Annotated in this window: 3 protein-coding genes and 1 pseudogene; 2 read left to right on the top strand and 2 right to left on the bottom strand. The window is 70.6% G+C overall.

Annotated elements, in window-relative coordinates; translation table 11 throughout:
* On the top strand, positions 1 to 369 hold a 369-nt coding region (locus AC1DU6_RS29160), incomplete at its 5' end, for a response regulator transcription factor (RefSeq protein ID WP_477861447.1).
* Here AC1DU6_RS29160 and AC1DU6_RS29155 read toward each other — a convergent pair.
* Positions 336 to 1,016, bottom strand: coding sequence for a hemerythrin domain-containing protein (locus AC1DU6_RS29155; protein WP_477861445.1), 681 nt, complete (start codon positions 1,014 to 1,016; stop codon positions 336 to 338). The genes AC1DU6_RS29160 and AC1DU6_RS29155 overlap by 34 nt on opposite strands.
* 252 nt (positions 1,017 to 1,268) lie before the next feature.
* Here AC1DU6_RS29155 and AC1DU6_RS29150 point away from each other — a divergent pair, with 252 nt between their 5' ends.
* Positions 1,269 to 1,715, top strand: coding sequence for a hypothetical protein (locus AC1DU6_RS29150; RefSeq protein ID WP_477861443.1), 447 nt, complete (start codon positions 1,269 to 1,271; stop codon positions 1,713 to 1,715).
* An 83-nt stretch (positions 1,716 to 1,798) separates the two neighbouring features.
* On the opposite strand, the pseudogene AC1DU6_RS29145 reads toward AC1DU6_RS29150, so the two are convergent.
* A pseudogene (locus AC1DU6_RS29145) lies at positions 1,799 to 1,982 on the bottom strand (hypothetical protein); the annotation flags it as partial.

Genomic DNA, 1,982 nt, shown 5'->3' with positions numbered 1-1,982 from the left:
GGCCTGCTGTGGRCCGTGCCGAAGCTGCTGCAGATGGCGGCCGAGGACTGGGGCGACCTGCTCGACCCGGTCGACCTCGCCCGGCTGCGCGGCTGGGCCGAAGCCGTGCGGCCGGCCACGCGGGTGGTGGTCGAAGCCGCCGCCGTCTCCGGGGACGACCGGCTCTCGCAGCGCGAGGCCGAGGTCATCGCCCAGATCGCCGCCGGCGCCAGCAACAAGCACATCGCCCGCGCGCTGGACCTGAGCCCCCACACCGTCAAGCGGCATGTGGCCAACATCCTCGACAAGCTGGGCCTGAACTCACGCGGCGAGGCGGCCGCGTGGTGGAACCAGCGTCAGATGGCCACCAGGCCCGGCACGCTGGCCTGACCCAGCGCCCGGCACAGCTTGGCCCAGGCCGTGTCGTTGAGCAGCGCGCGCGCCGAGGCCAGCACCGGCGCCTGAACCGGCGGCGGCAGGCTGCCGATGACAAGGGCGCGCTCGGCCGGCGTCAATGCCGGAATCATCCAGCGCAGCGTCTCGCTCATCTCGCGCGGGCCGATGCTGGCCAGGAGGCGGTGGTGGATGTCGAGCAGCTCGGCGTCGCTGTAGGCGGCCCACAGCGCCAGGTTGTGGCGGCTCTCTTCCACGCCCATGTGCTCGAGGTTGTGGGCCACGAAGGCCGCGAAGCGGCGGTACAGGCGCTGGGCGGCGCTCGCTGACGGCATGGCGCGCAGCGCGGCGGACTCGKCGCGCAGGCCGGCGATGGCGTCCAGGTGCTCCTCGTGCTCGACCTCGATGGCCGCGCTGGCCCCCGCGCGGCGGGCTTCGATGGCGGGGTGGACGAACTCGTTCTCCTTGTCGAGATGGTGCCGGGCGGCATCCAGCAACGCGTCGAGCTGGCCCAGACTGGTGGCCAGCTCGAGCGGGTCGTCGACATCGAGGCGGCTCAGCTGCTGCAGTGTGTCGCTCATGAACAGGCGCAAAGCCTTGTGGATATGGGCGTAGAGGTCCAGGCGCGGGGGGAGGGTGGTCATGGTGGAGGCTCCGTTTGAGCCGGCGTGATGGGGCCGGATGCGCCGCAGTGTTCCGGCCGGCGTCGCGGTTGCCATCGCGCTGATGGGCCATGCCCGACGGGCCATCGGTCGTGGCTCGTCGCATGGCTCTTCGGGGCGATGGCAGGGCCCGGCCTGCTCGGCAAAGTGCGATCCATGCAACGCCGCGCCTTTGTCCTTCCGCTCAGCACCGCGGCGACCGCTGTCCCGTTGATCCCTTTCCAGGAGACTCTCATGAAGCGTTTTGGTTCCTCTTCCGCCCCCCTCAGCCTGAGCTGGGCCATCGTCACCGCTCTGGGCTTGGTGGCCGCCGGTGTGCTGGTCCTGCCCGCCGAGGCTCATGCCGCCGCGTCGCCTTGTGACGACAAGGCGACACTGCAACGCCGGCTGGATGACTTCGATTCGCGCTGGAATGCCAGCGACGCCTGGGGCCTGACGGCCCAGTTCACGATGGAGGGCAGCTTGGGCGCTGCCGGCGAGCCGGGCCGCGTGGCGGTCTACCGCGAACTCATCGAGCGTCTGGGCCGTTCGTCGCAGCAGCGCAAGACGCGCCTGCTGCGTGCCACCGACGTCGGCCAAGCCTGCCTGGTGGACGTGCAGGTGCGCAGCGGCGAACGCGGCGAGGCTGGCTTGTTCCTGCTGGCGCCGTCGGCCGAGGGCGGCATCGTCGCGATGCGCTGAGGCAGCGCACCCGGGCTGGGCGCGTGGGCGGCCTGCTTGCGTCTCAAAGGCAAATTGCCTTGTCGGCGTGAGGTCGTCGTTGCCTACTTCGCCTTCGCCGGCCAGCGCCGGAAGTCGTACCAGAGCTCCGGACGTTCGACAGGCGTGGCGGTGCCGGGCGTGAGCAGCGGATTGGTGAGATCGATCACCACGCGCTCATGCAGGCGCGCACGGCGTAACCGTTCGCCGAAGTAGCGCTCAAAGAGCTTGTCAAAGCTGCCATCGGCC

The organism is Roseateles sp. P5_B10, assembly GCF_056400485.1.
Note: the sequence above shows the minus strand (reverse complement) of the source record. Positions and strands in the feature narration are given on the sequence as shown.

Bases quoted from the DNA above. Each gene is read 5' to 3' on its own strand.
- AC1DU6_RS29150 (WP_477861443.1), top strand. From the start codon at position 1,269: ATGAAGCGTTTTGGTTCCTCTTCCGCCCCCCTCAGCCTGAGCTGGGCC.